Annotated in this window: 14 protein-coding genes; 11 read left to right on the top strand and 3 right to left on the bottom strand. The window is 49.9% G+C overall.

Translation table 11 applies throughout. The annotated features are described in order from the left end of the window. The first annotated feature begins 155 nt into the window (after window positions 1-155). Window positions 156-1,028: a D-amino-acid transaminase gene (gene dat, locus AB1756_07210; protein MEW5807115.1), complete on the top strand. Its 873-nt coding sequence runs from the start codon at window positions 156-158 to the stop codon at window positions 1,026-1,028. A 7-nt stretch (window positions 1,029-1,035) separates the two neighbouring features. Here dat and AB1756_07215 read toward each other — a convergent pair whose 3' ends face one another. Beyond that, on the bottom strand, window positions 1,036-2,457 hold the full coding sequence (locus AB1756_07215; protein ID MEW5807116.1) for a radical SAM protein: 1,422 nt from the start codon (window positions 2,455-2,457) through the stop codon (window positions 1,036-1,038). 143 nt (window positions 2,458-2,600) lie between these two features. Between AB1756_07215 and AB1756_07220 the strand changes: the two genes are divergently transcribed. The 10 genes from AB1756_07220 (at window position 2,601) to AB1756_07265 (ending at window position 14,031) form a co-directional block, all read left to right on the top strand. Continuing rightward, window positions 2,601-4,250 (top strand): C69 family dipeptidase, encoded by a 1,650-nt coding sequence (locus AB1756_07220; GenBank protein MEW5807117.1) that lies wholly within the window; start codon window positions 2,601-2,603, stop codon window positions 4,248-4,250. An 84-nt stretch (window positions 4,251-4,334) separates the two neighbouring features. Then, on the top strand, window positions 4,335-4,691 hold the full coding sequence (locus AB1756_07225) for a cupin domain-containing protein (GenBank protein ID MEW5807118.1): 357 nt from the start codon (window positions 4,335-4,337) through the stop codon (window positions 4,689-4,691). 7 nt (window positions 4,692-4,698) lie between these two features. Further along, on the top strand, window positions 4,699-5,757 hold the full coding sequence (queA, locus tag AB1756_07230; GenBank protein MEW5807119.1) for a tRNA preQ1(34) S-adenosylmethionine ribosyltransferase-isomerase QueA: 1,059 nt from the start codon (window positions 4,699-4,701) through the stop codon (window positions 5,755-5,757). A gap of 30 nt (window positions 5,758-5,787) precedes the next feature. Beyond that, window positions 5,788-6,900, top strand: a complete 1,113-nt coding sequence (tgt, locus tag AB1756_07235; protein MEW5807120.1) for a tRNA guanosine(34) transglycosylase Tgt — start codon at window positions 5,788-5,790, stop codon at window positions 6,898-6,900. A gap of 223 nt (window positions 6,901-7,123) precedes the next feature. Next, window positions 7,124-7,405: a hypothetical protein gene (locus AB1756_07240; GenBank protein MEW5807121.1), complete on the top strand. Its 282-nt coding sequence runs from the start codon at window positions 7,124-7,126 to the stop codon at window positions 7,403-7,405. 323 nt (window positions 7,406-7,728) lie between these two features. Beyond that, window positions 7,729-9,333 carry an amidohydrolase gene (locus AB1756_07245; GenBank protein ID MEW5807122.1) on the top strand — a complete coding sequence of 535 codons (1,605 nt, stop codon included), beginning with the start codon at window positions 7,729-7,731 and terminating at the stop codon, window positions 9,331-9,333. Between the two features lie 128 nt (window positions 9,334-9,461). Then, window positions 9,462-11,453, top strand: coding sequence for a LysM peptidoglycan-binding domain-containing protein (locus tag AB1756_07250; GenBank protein MEW5807123.1), 1,992 nt, complete (start codon window positions 9,462-9,464; stop codon window positions 11,451-11,453). A gap of 105 nt (window positions 11,454-11,558) precedes the next feature. After that, window positions 11,559-13,121 carry a YifB family Mg chelatase-like AAA ATPase gene (locus AB1756_07255; GenBank protein MEW5807124.1) on the top strand — a complete coding sequence of 521 codons (1,563 nt, stop codon included), beginning with the start codon at window positions 11,559-11,561 and terminating at the stop codon, window positions 13,119-13,121. Between the two features lie 90 nt (window positions 13,122-13,211). Next, entirely contained in the window at window positions 13,212-13,661 is a 450-nt protein-coding gene (locus AB1756_07260) for an ATP-binding protein (GenBank protein ID MEW5807125.1), read from the top strand. A 34-nt stretch (window positions 13,662-13,695) separates the two neighbouring features. After that, the gene (locus tag AB1756_07265; protein MEW5807126.1) at window positions 13,696-14,031 is read left to right on the top strand and encodes an STAS domain-containing protein; all 336 of its coding nucleotides are present in this window, start codon (window positions 13,696-13,698) and stop codon (window positions 14,029-14,031) included. A 55-nt stretch (window positions 14,032-14,086) separates the two neighbouring features. Here the strand turns inward: AB1756_07265 and AB1756_07270 are convergent, their stop codons facing one another. Together AB1756_07270 and mutS are read right to left on the bottom strand one after the other, a co-directional pair. Then, window positions 14,087-15,067, bottom strand: a complete 981-nt coding sequence (locus tag AB1756_07270; GenBank protein ID MEW5807127.1) for an NAD(P)/FAD-dependent oxidoreductase — start codon at window positions 15,065-15,067, stop codon at window positions 14,087-14,089. Window positions 15,068-15,129: 62 nt separating this feature from the next. Continuing rightward, complete coding sequence (gene mutS / locus AB1756_07275; protein MEW5807128.1) at window positions 15,130-17,754, bottom strand: DNA mismatch repair protein MutS; 2,625 nt, start codon at window positions 17,752-17,754, stop codon at window positions 15,130-15,132. Window positions 17,755-17,872 lie beyond the last annotated feature (118 nt).

Genomic DNA, 17,872 nt, shown 5'->3' on the forward strand with positions numbered 1-17,872 from the left:
GTTTTTGCGTTGATGTTTGAAAATTCCTTGCACTTTCTTTTTCCATTTCGGACCTCATGGTACCAGCAATCCCGCATCACACAAAGAAATTTCTGTGATGATTTGTTTTTTCAGCTGAGCCTAATTAAAATTTTCCTGGACAGCAGAGTTTGAAGATGAAAGGTGATGCAAAGATGTTTGCTTTCCTCAACGGAGATTACATCCCTAAAGAAAAATTGAGAATTTCGCCTGACGATCGCGGCTTTCTGTTTGCCGACGGAGTCTATGAGGTTATTCGTTCCTATAATGGAGGATTGTTTCAGGTTGAAGCTCATCTGAAAAGACTGGAACGGAATGTCCGGGAGTTACGGATCCCGTATGCCGATATCGATTCATTGAAGATGGTTGCCGAAAGATTGATCCGGGAAAATGACCTGACTTCCGGGCAGGCGACCATCTATCTTCAGATTACCAGGGGCTCGGCACCCCGTCTGCACAGATTCCCGGTGGAGGAAGTTCCGGCAACCGTTTATGCGTGCGCCAACCTGCTCCAGCCGCATGACGACGAATTGCAAAAAGGGACGAAGGTCATCCTCGTGCCTGATATCCGCTGGTCTAGGTGTGACATCAAATCTATCTCCCTGTTGCCGAATGTCCTTGCCCATCAGCAGGCAGTCGAGAAGGGAGCCACCGAGGCGATCTTCGTCCGCGATGGCGCAATTACAGAAGGGACGCATTCTAATTTTTGCGGCATCTTCCAGGGGCAGTTTATGACAGCGCCGAAATCGAATTATATCCTTCCAGGGATCACGCGAGAGATCGTCCTCGGCCTGTGTCATCAATTGGACATCCCGATCAAAGAGTCCCCCATTCTTAAGAACCAGTTGAGAAAAGCGGATGAACTTCTAATCGTGGGGACGACGGTTGAGATCACCCCTGTTGTCCAGGGGGACGATTGGCTGGTTGGGAATGGCAAACCCGGTCCCGTTACTCAAAGGCTGCAAAAGGCCTTCTATCAATTAGTCAAGAGAAATAAGGCTTTTTCTTAGGGATGGATTAGGGGGAGATTTCGCCTCTGTGGCTTAGCTTGTCGTATATTCCTTTCCTGAGCTTCTCCTTGAAATCATCGTTGAACTTTTGCCATTTGTTGAGGATCAGGATGGCGTATCCCTTGATCACCATGTCGGTCCATTCCCCTTTTAAAAAATGCTTGACCACTCTCTGCCATGAATAGAATTTTTTCATGGTTCTGAACACTTCCGCCTGGAGGACGGAAGGGATCATCCTGGAGGGTCTGTAGACGACATGCTGTCCATCATAAAGCCCCCAGTCGTAAGTGAATATCTTGTTCTGCGCTTTTAGCGTGGAAAAAACCTGAGACCCTGGCAGCGGCGTCAGAATCATGAACTGGACCGTTTCCAATCCGAGCTTCCTGGCAAACTTCAGCGTTTCTCGAATCACTTTGATGTCATCTTCATCAGATCCGAGAACGAACATGCCGTGGATCCTGATCCCTGCCTCTTTGATCCTCTTGACTCCGCTGACGATCTGTTCAACGCTCTGAGCCTTATGGTAGAGTCTCAGCGTCTTTGGATTGATCGATTCGATCCCTATATAGAGGGTATCGCAGTTCGTCTTCTTCATCAGACCAAGAAGCTGCTCATCTCTTCCCACATCGATGCAGACCTGCCCGCTCCAGGAGGCGGGAACGGCGTTCTGCTCCATCATCATCCTTAAGAGATCTTTCGTCCGCTTCTTGTCGGCGGCAAAATTGTCATCATAGAAAAAGATGTGCGAGCCCTGATATTTTTTGATCTCGTCGATGACCAGCTGAGCACTTCTGAACCTGTATCCGCGCCCGAAGATCTGTGTGACCGTACAGAAGTTGCAGTGAAAGGGGCAGCCACGCGATGTTATCACAGGCACTATCTTCGATACCATAAATCCTGAAGCTGGCTTGTACCCCTTTATCAGCTTTAGATTCGGTTCGGGCAACAGGTCGAGATTCTCGCAGAGGCCCCGGTCGGGATTGTGGAATTTCTGTCCACCGCAATTATAGGATAGACCTTTGATTTCCTTGAGATTGCCGTTGCCCTCGAGCGCCGCGATCAATTCCAGTAGAGTTTCTTCTCCCTCGCCTCTTATGACAAAATCGCCATTGTCGAGAGCTTCTTCGGGAAGGAAGGTGGGGTGCGGCCCGCCAAAAACAATGGGCATCCCCATCCTCGAGATGCGACGGGCAATCATATAGGCTCTTGGAGCGGTGGATGTGATCGTGGAGATCCCGATGAGGTCTGCGCTCGCAACGGAGTTCCAATCTATCCTTTCTCTCTCTTCAAAATAGACCTCTGTCTCATAGCCTCGATTCTCAAGTATAGTTGCAAGCAAGACACTCCCCAATCTCGGAAGAGCAAATTTGCTGAAGATATTATAGCCTGGTGCTTTCGGTTCGATGAAAATGACCTTCTTCAATACCATTCCTTTCTTATCTTATACTTTTCTGAAGATCCGTTAGCATCTGCAGAAATTGTGGCTCTATTTTAGCACAATAGTTGATTCCTTTACTTTCCTCCCGGCGATGGTAAAATAATTAACTTTTCAATCGGGAGGAATTCGAAATTATGAAAAAATCGAGCCCATCCTTTATTTTAATCATAATCTGCGTTGCTCTGTTTGGCGTACCATGTTCAACGGCAAATGCCTGCACTAATTTCCTCATCACGAAGGGAGCCTCGGCGGACGGATCCACGATGATTACCTATTCTGCCGACTCGCATGAGTTTTACGGAGATCTGAGCCACCTGCCTCCCGGCATATACATGCAGGGAGCGATGCATCCAGTCATCGAATGGGATTCAGGGAAGTATCTGGGACAGATTCCGGAAGCTCCTCGCACGTACGGAGTCGTCGGCTTGATGAACGAGCATCAGGTGGCGATCGGAGAAACCACATTTGGTGGAAGGAATGAGTGTCACGGTGGCAAGGGGATTCTCGATTATGGAAGCCTCATGTTCATCGCTCTTCAGCGAGCGAAGACGGCGCGCGAAGCTATCAAGATCATCGGAGATCTGACCGCGGAGCATGGATACGTCAGCACCGGCGAATCGCTTTCCGTCTCCGACCCCAACGAGGTCTGGATCATGGAGATCATCGGCAAGGGTCCTGACAACAAAGGAGCCGTCTGGGTTGCCCTCAGGGTTCCCGATGGTTACGTCTGCGCCCATGCCAATCAATCAAGGATCCGGCAGTTCCCCCTGAACGATCCCGAGAACTGCCTCTACGCCCCCGATGTCATCTCATTCGCAAAAGAGAAGGGGTTCTATAAAGGAGAGGATAAGGATTTCAGCTTTGCCGACACTTATGCGCCGCTGACCTACGGGGCGCTGCGATTCTGCGAGGTGAGAGTATGGGAGATGTTCAACAGGGTGGCCTCCTCGCTCAAGATATCGAGTGATTATGTCAAAGGTGTTCTTGGTTCTCAGCCACTACCGCTCTGGATCAAGCCAGACAAGAAGTTATCCGTGCACGACGTCATGGAGCTGATGAGGGATCATTTCGAGGGAACCGAATTCGACCTGACAAAGGACATCGGTGCGGGTCCCTTCCAGTGTCCGTATCGCTGGAGACCGCTGACATGGAAGGTGAATGATGTTGAATACCTGAATGAGCGCGCAACATCCACCCAGCAGACAGGCTTTTCATTCGTGGCACAGTCACGCGCATGGCTTCCCGATCCCATAGGCGGGATCTTATGGTTCGGCGTGGATGACACGTACAGCACCGTTTATGTTCCGATGTACTGCGGGATTTCGGAAGTGCCCAAAAGTTACTCCAAGGGGAACGGCTCGTTATACGACTTTACGTGGGATGCAGCTTTCTGGGTCTTCAACTGGGTTGCCAACTTCGCCTATTCGCGTTACAGCGATATGATCCAGGATATACAGGTCGTCCAGCGAGAGATAGAGGGAAGGTTCATCAATGACCAGCCCGAAATCGAGAAGGCTGCTCTTGAGCTCTATAAGAGATCGCCGCGATTGGCCGTTGATTACCTGACCGATTACTCCGTCAAACAGGGGAATATTGTTGTGGATAGGTGGAGAAAGCTCGGTCAAGACCTCCTGGTGAAATACATGGATGGCAACGTCAAGACGCCACAGAGAAAACCGACCCATCCTGGCTACCCGGAGTCATGGTACCGCCGGATTGTCGAGGATAATGGTGAAGAACTTAAGATGAAGAAACTCCCCGGTGAACCCGAAGAATCTCACTAATGGCTCATAGCCTGATTCTTTTATGTTATCCTAATAAGGGAGAAGTTTCCGTGAGATCGTTTTGAATCGTGTCTGCCATGGAGAATGAAAAGAGCTATGCAACAGGCAAAAGAACCATCGCTGGAAGGGGTAACATCCAAAGTCATGAGGTTGATCGATCTGGCGGCCTACCAGGAAGGGTCCATTGTCAGCCGGACGGTCGTTCAAAAGAAACTCGGGACAGTGACCTTTTTCGCATTCGACTCGGGCCAGGAGCTGAGTGAACATACGGCTCCCTTTGACGCGATGGTCTGCGTCATCGACGGGGAAGCGGAAGTCATAATCTCAGGCAAGTCGCACATCGTTCGGGAGGGAGAGATGGTCATTATGCCCGCAAATCAGCCTCACGCCCTCAAAGCTCCAAAGAGATTCAAGATGCTTCTCATCATGATTCGCTCCTGATGAGCCAATGAAGACAAGCGATTTTGACTATCATCTTCCAGAGGAGCTGATCGCCCAGTTTCCTGAGAAAGAACGGGATCAGTCCAGGCTTCTCATCCTGGATAGGACAAGCGGGCGGGTAGAGCATAAGAGATTCTTTCAGATCGCTGACTATCTGGAGCCAGGTGATGCTCTGATCATCAATGACACGAAGGTCTTTCCTGCCAGATTATTCGGAAGAAAGGAGACCGGCGGGAAAGCGCAAGTCCTTCTTCTTGAGAGGGTCGCGGATCACGGTCTTAAAAGAGGGCAATTCTATGAGGAGTGGGATTGCCTCATCAATGCTGCTAAACCCTGCAAACCGCGATCAAAGCTCTTTTTTCATGGCGGATTGCAAGCGGAAGTCCTCTTGAGGAACGAAGAGATCTATAGGGCCGTCTTTCATGCAGAGGAACATATTGTTGACCTGGTAGAGAGGATCGGATTCATGCCGCTGCCACCGTACATCAGGAGGGATGAATCTGGCAAATTCGAAGGTGATGACAGGCGGAGATATCAATCGGTTTATGCGAGGGAGAGAGGGGCTGTCGCGGCGCCGACGGCCGGGCTCCACTTCACTGAAATGCTTCTGAAAAAGATGATAGAGTCGGGAATCGAAATCATTCCATTGACGCTTCACATCGGCTTTGCCACTTTCAGCCCCGTGAGGGTTGACTACATTGAAAAGCACGAGATGCATTCCGAGTATTGCAGACTGACCGCAGAGTCCGCGAAACGGATCAACCTGGCGAAAGCGAACAGGAGGAAAGTTTGCGCCGTCGGAACGACGGTCGTGAGGACTATTGAATATTTCTCCGAGGATGGAACCGTCCGGGCAGGTGAGGGAATGAACGATCTTTTCATCTACCCAGGGTACACCTTCAAAGTGGTTGATCGTCTCATCACCAATTTTCATCTGCCGAAATCGACGCTCCTCATGCTGGTCTGTGCCTTCGCCGGCAGGGAGAAGGTCTTTGCCGCTTATCAGGAAGCGATCGAGAAGAAATACAGGTTCTACAGCTATGGCGATGCAATGCTCATCCTGTAAATTGTCAACATTAAGAATCCTGAATCGAAAATGAAGTTTGAGCTGATTAGAACTGATGGGAAGGCGAGAGCGGGAAGGATCATCACGGAAAGGGGAGTGATAAACACTCCTGCTTTCATGCCAGTGGGGACGGCGGGCACGGTGAAGTCTCTGACACCAGAAGAGCTCGTAGAAGCTGGGACAGAGATCATCCTCGCTAATACCTATCATCTCTATCTGAGACCGGGATATGAAGCGATAAGAGAGCTTGGCGGACTGCACCGGTTCATCAACTGGAACAGGCCCATCCTCACGGATAGCGGAGGCTTTCAGGTCTTTTCCCTCACGCCACTGAGGAAGGTCTCCGATGATGGCGTTGAGTTCCGCTCGCACATCGATGGGTTGACCCATTTCATCACTCCTGAAAAGAGCATCGAGATCCAGGAAGCCCTTGATTCAGACATCATGATGGCGTTCGACGACTGCACGGGGAATCCCACGCATCATGAAAGCGCCAGGCGGTCCATGGAAAGAACCCATCTCTGGGCCGAAAGGAGTTTTCAGGCAAGGAAGGTAAGAGTCGCCCTTTTTGGAATAGTTCAGGGTGGGGCGTTCGAAGAGTTAAGAGAGGAGAGCGCTTCAAGGCTCACGCAGATCGACTTTGATGGCTTTGCCGTCGGCGGAGTCAGCGTCGGCGAACCGAGAGAAGATGTTGAGAGAATCATAAATTTCGCATCGCAGTTTCTTCCCGAGGTGAAGCCGCGCTATCTTATGGGGCTCGGAACGCCCGGAGAGATCGTAAGAGCGGTCGCGGCAGGCTATGACATCTTTGACTGTGTCCTTCCGACGAGAAATGCAAGGAACGGTTCGTTATTCACGTCGAAGGGGAAGATCAACATCAAGAGGGAAGAGTACGCCAGGGACCCATCGCCGCTCGACGAAGACTGCGATTGCAGCACCTGTAGAAATTATTCAAAGGCGTATCTGCGGCATCTTTACGTGAGTGGCGAGATCCTCTCCAGCAGGCTCAATACCTTCCACAACATTTATTACTATCAGAAGCTCATGGTGAAGACGAGAATATCGATCCTGGAGGAAAGGTTTTCAGAATTCTCAAGAAGTATCATGCATTCGGAGAACATCATCGATTCTTTGCTTGCCTGACAGGTTTTACACTTCAGGGCTCGCAGTCTGGGTAAAAGGAGGCCGGTTTGGCCAATACTACATTTTCCTCGCGCATAAGCCTTTTCAGTGCATCATTCATGTGAGAATCATCCGCAATTTCTGCAATAACGGTACTTTCACTCTTCCAGAATTTTTCCGCAAGACAATTGTCGGCTAGAATCTGTTCAGCACTCTCTTTGTCCAGTCCTTCCTTGAACTCAACATGGACGAACGAAGGATAGAATCGTTGATGAGTAAGGATGTCCCCGAGTTCCAGCGCATGCTCTGGATTTGCAGTGACCCCCTTGAAGAAGACCGCATAATCGAAAGGCTGAAATATCGCGATGTCAAAGATCGGGCGTGGTGGCACATCGATCTCAAACATCCTATCGACATCGGTGAAAGTTCGGCTGATTTCAAGGTCATCCAGGTAAACAGAAACTCTTACACCGGGATAAGGAAAGATGTAGGGGTCGTTGGTTCCACACGGATTGAATTTGATTAGAACCGTTCCTCTTACTTTTCCTGGTTCGAGGTCAAAGAGGGATTCAAACTTGATGGCCAGATTGTCGGGGAGGGACAGTTCCCGAAGCGGCAGTGGAAGACAGCTCGATGGAGTGAATTTGCCAAGCTTTATTATACGTCGTTGTCAATCCTGTATCAATGCTAAAATAATTGAGAATTTTCAGGAGTTCCGGACTCCCTTGCAAAGCAATTGCCGTTGGTGAAAAGGATGGATCAATGAAAGAAACTGAAAGAGTCAGTATTTCTTCCAGATTGTATGTCATTGCCTTGAGTATCGTGTTACTCTGCAGCGGAGGTTGTAAGATGGAGAAAAGAGAATCAGCCGACCTCATCTTGATGAACGGAATAATCTTTACATCGGGAGATGATGTTCCTCTCGTCCAGGCAGTAGCCATCAAGGATGGAAAGATACTTGATGCCGGGACAGATTTAGAAATGAGCAAATATCTTTCGCCGGAGACGAAGAAGATAGATCTCAAAGGGAACTTCGCCTGTCCGGGCTTCAACGATTCGCATATTCACTTCCTGGGAGGAGGCCTCTACGCGAAGAGGCTGGATCTCTATGACTGCATGACGCCGGAGGAAGTGGCAGGCAGAGTGAAGGAAAAGGTCTCAAGATCAGATAGGGGGAAATGGATTCTGGGAAAGGGCTGGGACCATACCCGTTTCCCTGGAAAGAAATGGCCGTCGAAAGAGCTCTTGGATTCGGTCTCGCCTGAGAACCCTGTTTTTCTTCGAAGGGTGGATGGGCATATCGCATGGGTAAATTCATGTGCCCTTAAAATCGCAGGGATAAGCCGTGAAACGCCTGATCCAGAAGGAGGAGAAATCGTCCGGAATGAAATGGGAGAGCCCACCGGGATACTTAAAGAGTCGTCTGCTGATCTTGTTTTCAACCTGCTCCCGAAGCCTTCCAGAAAAGAGATCCGGGAAGCCATCGAACATTCCCTTGCGGAAGCAAGAAGATTTGGCATCACATCGATCCAGGATAACTCCGAACCTGAGGTTCTTGAGGCATACCGGGAGCTTGAGAGTGAAGGGAAACTTACGCTTAGAGTGAGCGAATGGCTGGAATTGAAGGAAGACCTTTCCGAATTCATGACGCTAAAGGAGAGGTTTCCAAGGCCGGGCGGGCTTATCAGGTTCTTCACGCTGAAGGGATATGTGGATGGGACTCTCGGTTCAAGAACTGCGGCGATGATCAAACCATATTCCGATGATCCGTCGGCGAAGGGGCTTCTTCAGATCTCTCCTGATAGATTAGAGAGCCTTGTAAGAAACGCAAACGAAAAAGGCTTTCAGGTTGCGCTCCATGCCATCGGAGATCTGGCTGTAAGGATAGCGCTAAACTCCTTCGAGGCTCTCGGTGAGAAGGGCAAGGAGGCGAGAAACAGGGCGGAGCACGTGCAGATCATCGATGAGGACGACCTTCCAAGATTTCGATCCCTTGGAGTCATAGCCTCCATGCAGCCCATCCATTGCGTTTCAGATATGAGGTGGGCCGAAGAAAGGGCTGGAAAGGAGAGGTGCAGAGGGGCTTATGCCTGGAAGAGCATCCTTGGCTCAGGAGCAAATCTTGCCTTCGGGACTGACTGGCCTGTAGAATCCATGAACCCGATGCTTGGACTGCATGCAGCGGTGACGCGGATGAATTCCAGAGGTGAGCCTGGAGGAGGCTGGGTCCCAGAACAGAAGATAACAATGGAAGATGCCATAAGATGCTACACAGCAGGCTCGGCCTATGCCGAGTTTGCGGAAAACGAGAAAGGAACGATCGAGAAGGGGAAGTGTGCCGATATCGTCGTCCTCTCGAAGAATCTCCTCGAGATAGCGCCACCTGAAATCCTGCAGACCAAAGTTCTCTATAACATCTTCAACGGCAAAATCGTCCACGATGATATTCGATGAAAAGCTTCTCTTGATAGGGATTGCCAAAAAGTGCAATATTTTCTTGACAAAAGAAAAAGCGTGATTTAAATTTTTGCCATGCCTTTTTGCTCTTTGACGTCATCAATTATCAAAGATAAAGGTGAGTGATGCATTTTTTCAGGAAAAAGACCCTTCTATTTCTCATTCTCATCCTGCTATCGACAATTGCCTGCACGCATATTAACAAAAACATCGTAATGAGTTCCAGCAGTGAACTGGTCTCTCCCGGAAAGGCTAATCCACCATCTGATTCCGATAATAACGGCAAACTGGCGGAAAGCCCTGTAGACGTGGAGATTGACGGTGTAATCGCGCTGGCGGAATCTCATTACCGGAATGGGGTGGACAATTTCGGCAAGGGGATGATATCCGAAGCCAGGAAGAGTTTTGACATGGCAGTGGAGACATTCCTTTTCTCTTCATACAGCATCAATGACCACCCCGGGCTGGAAGAGGCTTATGTCGAGATGGTCGAGAAGATCAGCGAATTCGAAAACTCTACATTCCGAGCTTTCCTTTCCCGCGAGGATTATGAACCTCTGCTGGATGAACTGGGCGAGGTTGAAACAGTAATCTCTCCGGAGGAGGCGCTGAAGGAAAGGGAGCTTGTTGGGTCAGTCGTTCAATCGCTCGGTATGCAGGACATCATCATTCTCAACAACCAGGTCTTCGCCTTCATCGAATATTTCTCGAAAAAGATCAAGGATAGGTTGCAGGCAGGGATCAAGCGTTCCGGCGCATACATCGACATGATGAAGAGGATTTTCAGGGAGGAGGGGATCCCCGAGAATCTAGTCTACATGGCTCACGTGGAGAGCTCCTTCAAGACGTATGCCTATTCGCGGGCGAAGGCCAGGGGGATCTGGCAATTCATCGCTTCCACTGGAAGAAAGTATGGCCTGAGAATCGATTGGTGGATCGATGAAAGATGCGACCCGGAGAAATCGACAAGAGCTGCCGCAGCTTATCTGAAAGATCTCTACGCCATGTTCGGAGACTGGAGCCTTGCCATGGCTGCCTACAACGCAGGCGAAGGCAAGATTCAAAGAGCCATGGCTCGAACGAATAGCGTCGATTTCTACGGAATCGCCAGAACAAAACATATAAGGACGGAAACCAAGAATTATATTCCTGCCATTCACGCGGCGATTTTAATAGCAAGTGAACCAGGCAAGTATGGCTTCGTGGAAGATTATGACGATCCGCTCCAGTACGACAGGGTCACCGTGGATAGTCCGACCGATCTGAGGGTAATAGCAAAGTGTGCGGAAACCACCATTGAGGAAATCAAGCGGCTCAACCCGGCGCTTCACCGGATGCAGACTCCACCAGGATATCCCGAGTTCAAAGTGAACATTCCAGCCGGAAAAGGGGAGTTGTTTTCCGCTAACTTTTCGAACGTTCCGAAGAAGGACAGAATACTATATACCCGTCATCTCGTTCAAAGAGGGGAGACTCTATCCGCCATCGCAAGAAAATACGGAACTTCTGTTGCAGCCATCCAGAGGGTGAACAACATGGGGAAACGGACTCTTATCAATGAGAGAAGCTATCTTGTCATCCCTGGAAGCTCCTATGTCCCTCCTGACCTTGCGGCCCAGAATGTGCCGGCATCCATCCGGCAGGAAGAGAAAGCGCGGACCTCCGAGAAATATCCGAAGGGAGAAAGGGTTGTCTATCGAGTCAGAAAAGGAGATTCCCTCTTCTCTATTTCCAGAAAATTCAATACAGATGTCGATTCCCTGTGCGCGTGGAATGGAATTTCAAAGTCAAAGATCCTGTACCCTGAAGAGAAGCTGATCGTTCATGCGGGGATCAAAGCCGGCGTATCACGCCAGGCCGCGGAGCCGACTGCGACGAGAATGACGACCGGTGCGGCGATAGGTCCAGCGACAGGTGCAGGAAAAGATGCTATATCACTTTCGCCGACAGATTCAGCCACGGGTTCCAAGATTATCTATACGGTTAGAAAAGGAGATACCCTTTATAAGATCGCGAATCTTTACAAGATTTCTCTGGATAGGCTCTGTTTCTGGAACCAGATCTCCCAAAATGACAAGATCTATCCAGGGACTAAAGTGACCATCTATACCGAGTAAACCATCCCTCCTCAACCGCAAATCATTCTCAGGATCGTGATCATGATTCTGTAATTGCGATGCTATCCTATCGAAGATAGCGCCATGTGCGAGCGCTCTTCCAGAATGATTTTTCGCGAGGTCATCATGCTTGCAAGAATGAAGGGGGCCACGCTATTTGGCTTGACGGCTGACATCGTGGATGTTGAGGTCGATCTGTCCATGGGCCTGCCTGGTTCAAGTACAGTCGGGCTGCCTGACAGCGCGGTGCGAGAGAGCAGAGACCGAATAAGAGCGGCTATTAAGAACAGCGGATACGAGTATCCCTTAAGAAAGATCACTGTAAATCTCGCCCCCGCAGACGTCAGGAAAGAAGGTTCCTCTCTTGAACTTCCCGTTGCCCTTGCCATCCTGTCAGCATCCGGAGTCCTGAAGAGAAGCCATGTTCAGGACATCCTCATGGTCGGCGAGATCTCTCTCGACGGAAGTTTAAGAAAGGTCAGAGGAGCAATGTCCATGATCCTCGGAGCGAAGGAAAAAGGGATCACCTCTGTTCTTCTACCCGTGGGGAATGCGGGAGAGGCCTGCTTCGTCGATGGGATGAAGATCCATCCCGTGCACCATCTCACAGAAGCGGTCCAGTTTCTAAACGGCGAAAGAGATATCGAACCGGCGAAGATGAAAGTGCCATTGGGAGAGCAGGGAAGATTCCGTCTTGATTTTTCCGATGTAAGGGGACAGGCTCATGCAAAGAGAGCGGTTGAAGTGGCGGCAGCGGGAAACCACAACATCATTCTCATCGGCCCTCCAGGGTCTGGGAAGACCATGCTTGCCAGAAGGATACCGACGATCCTTCCGCCTCTCACACATCAGGAAGCGATCGAGACGGCGCTTATCTATGGAACCGCCTCGGTTGGGGGCGAAGAGAATGCGTTGAGTTTTTCAAGGCCTTTTCGTTCTCCGCACCATTCTGTCACTTCTGCCGGACTGCTCGGTGGCGGTGTAAATCCTAGACCGGGCGAGATCACACTCGCCCATAACGGTGTCCTCTTTCTTGACGAGTTGACAGAATTCCCGGCTCCACTAATCGATTCGATGAGGCAGCCGATGGAAGATGAGTGCATTATCATTGCGAGGTCCGGGAGGAATGCGAAATTCCCATGCCGGTTCATGCTCGTGGCCGCGATGAATCCCTGCCCATGCGGATATTTTGGCGACCGCATGAGGGAATGCCGGTGCACCCCTCTCGAGATCAAGAGATATCTTTCCAGAATCTCGGGTCCCATGATGGACAGAATCGACATCCAGATAGAGGTTCCATCTCTGAAATACGGAGAGATCAACGACGATGGCAGCGAAACCGAGGTGGAAACTTCTGACGAGATAAGGCGGCGGGTCATGGTGGCAAAGAGCATTCAGTTCGAACGATTCAAGGGAGGAATGATACTCTCAAACTCATCGATGGACAGGAACGCTCTGCGCAGGTATTGCCAGCTTGATCCAGGAGCGAAGAGGCTTTTGGAGAGTGCGATGTCAAAGCTTGGATTATCCGTGAGAGCTCATGACAGAATCCTTAAGGTGGCTAGGACCATAGCTGACTTGGAAGGCTCCGATCCTCTCCGAATCCATCACCTCTCAGAGGCGATCCAGTACCGCATCCTGGACAGAAGCCGATTCTTCAATGCATAGCATGAGGTGTCCATCAATCTTCCATTAACGTAATCGATATCCTATAATAATAAAAACTATCTTGATGCTCTTTTTTAAAAGAAGGATCAGGTGTTGAACTGCGAGATGTCCAGAATCACGATGAAAGTTTCGGGCAAGATCGCTTACTCCGATCTCATCCAGCAGACGGCCGAGAGCTTTCTAAGAGTCTGTGGACTGAGTAAGAGGGATTCTGAAAGCCTTGGACTTGCCATCAGAGAGGCTTACATTAACGCCGTTAAGCATGGTTGCAGGATGGACCCTTCAAAAATGGTCAAGGTTTGTTTCTCATATAAGAAGGATCGTCTTGAAGCAGTCGTTACGGACTGCGGGAGGGGATTCAACCCCAAGACCATCATCGACCCGACGACTCATGAAAATAGGCTGAGAATTGAGGGGAGGGGAATCTTCATCATGAGATCACTCTCCGATAAAGTGGAGTTCCGGAGGTTGAAGAATGAGAGGGGGATGGTGGTCAAACTTATCAAGAAAATTCCGCTTGAAAAGAAGCAGAGCCGATAATAATATATAAGAAATCTTAAATTAAGGAGGGAGTATGAAAGCCACCTTGCGACATATAGGGAAGGTATCTATCGTCGACCTTTCAGGAAAGATCACAATCGGAGAGGGTGATGTCATATTGAGAGAAAAGGTTATGGAACTTCTGGATGGTGGGCATAAGAACATCATCCTCAATCTTAAAAATGTCTCTTACATGGATAGCGCCGGGATCGGTGAGCTTGTCGCCTGCCTTAAGAGGACGAAAGAAAAGGATGGAATGGTCAAGCTTCTGAATCCTGCCGGCAAGGTCTTTGACCTGCTCCAGCTCACAAAATTGGAGGAGGTCTTCGAAACTTATAAGGATGAGAAAGAGGCTCTTGTAAGCTTCTGATATTGAAAATCTCTCGATGAGAGATCCCACGTGAAGCTTCTTGCCGCTGGATTTTTTATTTCAAGCTTCTGATGAATCTGTAAGCCGATTCTGCAGCGATGGCTGCTTCTCCGCTCGCCGAGATTAGAAGCCTTAGTTTCCCGGGATAATCGACCATATCGCCGCAGGCGAAGATCCCTTTTCGGGAGGTTCTCATGAATGGATCGACAACGACTCCGTTGCTGCTGTATCGAACGCTCCAGTTCGAGACGAGGTCGAAATCAGGAACTGAACCGATGTTGATCACGATGACGTTAGCCGGAATGTCCATCTGCTTTTTGCTTTTAGTATGAAAGACCCTGATCCCTTCCACTTTCTGGCCACCATATACCTCCTGCGGTTCGACTCCATATATGACCCGTATCTTTTCCTTTTTGATCATATAGATGTACGTCTCAAAAGCATCAAGGCTGTGGCTCTTGCACAGGATGATCACATCCGAGGCTGAATCTTTACAATAGATGGCAGCCTCAAGGGAGGAATTCCCGCCCCCGATGCAGACCACCCTTTTTCCGGAGATGTCTTCATTTTCAGGAAGTCTATAGCAGAGACCTCTCCCGAAATATTCCCTTTCGCCGGCGATTGAAAGCTTCCGTGGTTTGAAGACTCCCATGCCGACGGAGAGGATGATAACCTTTGCCCGGTAGATGTTCTTCGATGAGATGATCTTGAAGTTCCCGGCTTTTCCATCGATCTTTTCGACCCGTTCCATCTCTTTGAGAGCAATCCCATGGAAGAGGGTCTGCTGGACCATTGCCCTGGCCAGGTCGCCTGCAAGGATATCCCTGTGCGAGGGATAGTCATGGACCTTCTTCGCGGGATAGAGAAAGGTCAATTGTCCTCCGGAAGAGTGTGCTTCAAAGACAATGGTGCTCAGTTTTCTGAATCTACAGAAAAGTCCTGCGGTTAGACCAGCCGGCCCTGCCCCGATGATGGCGACATCGTACTTCTTTCTTCCAGAGACCCCTTTGCTGCCGTCAGATTTTTCTCTTGCCATTATTCCACCCACTTGCGAACGCTTATTCATGAAATGCGACGATCAAAAATGATATGATCACATCATTCCTTGATCTTCTTCTTCAGGCGATCTATGACATTCAATGCTTCGAGAGGAGTCAATTTGTTCAGATTGATTTCTCTGAGTTCAATGATTATTTCGCCATTCTCAGGTTCAGAGAAGAGTGGAAACTGAAACGACTTCGAGCAGAGGGTTCCCTTCGAGCCTCTCGCCAGTTTCGGGATTCCATCCTTCCCAAACTCGTTATTCTCGAGATTGAATAAGATCTCCTTGGCTCGCTCGATCACCTCCTTTGGGATTCCAGCAAGCTTGGCGACCTGTATTCCATAGCTCCTGTCTGCTTTCCCTCGCTCGAGCCTGTGAAGGAAGATGACCTCGTCCTTCCATTCTTTGGCAGCGATGTTGTAGTTGACGACTCGGGGCAGAGTGGCGGAGAGCTCGGTCAGTTCATGGTAGTGGGTCGCGAAGAGGGTCTTTGCAGAAATGTGGGGATTCTCGTGGATGTATTCCACGACAGCCCAGGCGATGGAGAGACCATCGAACGTTGCCGTTCCCCTTCCAATCTCATCAAGAATGATGAGGCTCCGGGATGTGGCGTTGTTGAGGATGTTAGCTGTCTCGTTCATTTCGACGAGAAAGGTTGACTTTCCCTCGACAAGGAAATCGGAAGCTCCCACTCTCGTGAAGATCCTGTCCACCAGTCCGACCTCGGCCTCCTGCGCGGGGACGAAAGAACCTGCCTGGGCCATAAGGACAATGAGGGCAATCTGCCTCAGATAGGTTGATTTCCCGCCCATGTTTGGTCCCGTGATGATGAGAATCTGGTTGTCGTCATTGTCGAGATGGGTGTCGTTCGGGACGAACCGAGCGTCCAGTTCCATCTTCTCGACGACGGGATGCCTGCCATTCTTGATGATGATTCTGTCTCCTTCAGTGATCCTCGGCCTGACATAATCGTTCATTGCGGCGGCTTCGGCCATGGAGACAAGGACGTCCATCACTGCGATCCTCTCTGCCGTTTTCCTGATCCTCGAGGAGTTTTCCGAGAGATCTTCCAGAAGCTTCTCGAACAGCTCGGACTCCAGCTCCTTAATCCTGTCCTGAGCGGTGAGGACTTTCGTTTCGTACTCCTTCAGTTCAGGAGTGATGAATCGCTCTGCATTGACGAGGGTCTGCTTCCTGATGTAATCCTGCGGGATGTAGGCCAGGTTAGCCCTGGAGATCTCGATGTAATATCCGAAAATCTGATTGTACCTTACTTTGAGTGAGTTGATTCCGGTCCTTTTTTTCTCCTTTGCTTCCAGAGAGGCGATGAAAGATTTCCCGGTGCGGTTGATCTCGCGAAGTTCGTCGAGCTCACGGCTGAAACCATCCTTGAAAATCCCACCTTCTCTTGTGGATATGGGAGCCTCTTCCGCTATGGAGGCATCGAGCCGCTGGTGTATATCTTCTAAAGAGTCGATTTCAGCGACAGTTTTCGTGATGAGGGAGCGTGAAACCTTCTCTCCAAATGAAGCCAGTTGCGGAAGGATGACAAGGGAGTTCTTCATCGCCAGAAGGTCTCGAGGGTTAGCGCTCTTGATCGCTATCTTCGTGAGTATCCTCTCAATATCCTGGATCGATCTTAACTTTTCCCTGATCGCCGCTCGTTCGATCCCCTTCTCGAGGAGCTCTTCAATGGAATCAAGACGCTCATCGATATCATCTTTCTTGAGGAGCGGGTTCAGTATCCAGTTTTTTAGCAGGCGTCCGCCCATGGAGGTAAGCGTGAAGTCTATGATCGAGATGAGCGTTCCCTTCCGGCTTCCATCCTTCAGGGATTTCGTGATTTCCAGGTTCTTCCGCGTCGTCGAGTCGATCAGCATGTAGTCCGAAGGATCGTAGGGAAGGATCCTGTCGATGTGATCAAGATTTGCTTTCTGTGTCTCTTTGAGATAGCTGATGAGCGCTCCCCCCGCCGATATACTGCCTTTCCTGTCCTGGCATCCAAAGCCATCCAGCGAGGCCACCCGAAAATGTGTCAGGAGATTCCTGAGCGATGTTTCAGGGGAAAACTGCCATGAGGGGAGGGATGTCGTGAGAATCGATGAAAGGTTCTCTTTTCTGAATCTCTCAGGAAAAGAAAACTCTTCTGGCACGGCGATCTCACTGGGGGAGAAGTGCCTTAATTGTTCGGCAAGCGGCTCGAGGTAGTTTTCCGGCTGGAACTCGGAGATCCTGAAATCGCCTGTAGAAAGATCGATGAAAGCAGCACCGCAGAAATCTCCGGGAGGTGAGAAACTCGCGATGAAGTTGTTGCTCTTGGAGTCCAGGAGATTAAGCTCGGTGATGGTGCCGGGGGTTATGACACGGATCACTTCCCGTTTCACTATCCCCTTTGCCAGTTTAGGATCTTCAACCTGTTCGCAGATGGCGACCCGATGGCCGCTCTTCACGAGTTTAGCGATATAGGAATCGGCCGAATGGAACGGGACACCGCACATCGGGATGTGATGGGAAGTTCCTTTCCCTCTATGCGTCAGTGTGATCTGAAGGATCCTTGAGGCCGTGACGGCATCTTCATAGAAGAGCTCATAAAAATCGCCGAGCCTGAAGAACAGAAAGGTATCCTTGTGCTGTTCCTTGATCCTTCGATACTGCTTCAACATCGGCGTGAGGTCTGTCATGCCCTTAAGTTTAGCACACCCCCACCACTCTTTAGAAGATAAAGCAGGAATCCTGTATCGAAGGGTAAGCTGATCGTTCTCAATTCTGAAACGATGGGTCTTGACATTTTAGTATGGA

This window comes from Acidobacteriota bacterium, assembly GCA_040752675.1.
GTDB lineage: Bacteria > Acidobacteriota > Polarisedimenticolia > JBFMGF01 > JBFMGF01 > JBFMGF01.